This is a genomic window from Lachnoanaerobaculum saburreum DSM 3986, from assembly GCF_000185385.1.
In the GTDB taxonomy this organism is placed as follows: Bacteria; Bacillota; Clostridia; order Lachnospirales; family Lachnospiraceae; genus Lachnoanaerobaculum; species Lachnoanaerobaculum saburreum.
The window spans coordinates 1-967 of record NZ_GL622320.1 but is presented as its reverse complement, the minus strand read 5'-3'; the positions used below and the strand labels follow the sequence as shown (position 1 = coordinate 967).

1 protein-coding gene is annotated in these 967 nt (G+C 30.1%); it reads right to left on the bottom strand.

The window, feature by feature from the left end:
* Positions 1-203: 203 nt before the first annotated feature.
* Positions 204-967 (bottom strand): hypothetical protein (locus HMPREF0381_RS14180; RefSeq protein ID WP_008752701.1); only part of this gene is annotated, 764 nt, incomplete at its 5' end.

Sequence of the window (967 nt, the reverse complement as noted above, 5' to 3'; positions counted from 1 at the left end):
CGGTTTAAAGATGTAAAGTAAAAGGCGAATCGGCAAATTATAAGGATGTAATTCTTTATAATTATTATAATTTTCTTAAAAAGATATAACACAGCCTGATTTTACAGATAAAAAATTATTGGTTTTCAAAAAAGAAATAAGTCTGTACTACAATTCCACAAATTAAATATGCCGACCTGTTTTTACAAGCCGACATATTTGTTTTAATAACCTCTCAATACAGTATAATCCAGATTATATTTTTGAGCTATCTTTTCCACCGCATCTTTATTTTTTTCATAATCTACAGTATTTGGGAAATAGATATAGCCTAAATTTTTAAGTGATTTATAAGCATTAAGAAAACTCTCTTTGTTTTCGTAATCATCCTTGCTTTCAAGATTATCCATATATGGAATTATAACGGTGGAATAGCTGTCACAATGTGAAAATTCATCAAGGACCAAGTCCTTATCATAAAAACCAACCACCTTGCCGTTAAATCTTTCTCCTGAATATCTTATAGGAATTGTATCACCGATATTATAATATTCTTTAAAGCCGTAGCCAAGCACCATGGGAAACTCACCGTTATATATAAAATCTTGATCTGATAAATAATCCAGTCCCAGTTTTTGCATTGTTTTTTGATTTAGAATAAATGCATCTACCGGAGTTATATACTCAAGCTTTTCATTGACAAGCATCTTTTTATCTATTAAATCCAGTTTTTCTTTATAACCATATGTCAAATCTTCCGGCTTATTCCACTTACCTATAAAATCTACATACGTATGTTTCATATTATAAAAATCCACAGTATCCGTTGAATTCAGTTCCGCATTAAATTTTTGCAAATTATCAATAAATAAAGGGTTTTCTCTACGTTCTGCAAGTTCATCCAAAGTATATTTACCTGTAGAATAAGAAGCATCTGAAACCTGATAAAAAAACTTTTCCCCCTGCATATCTGAAGCAGTAACTTTAC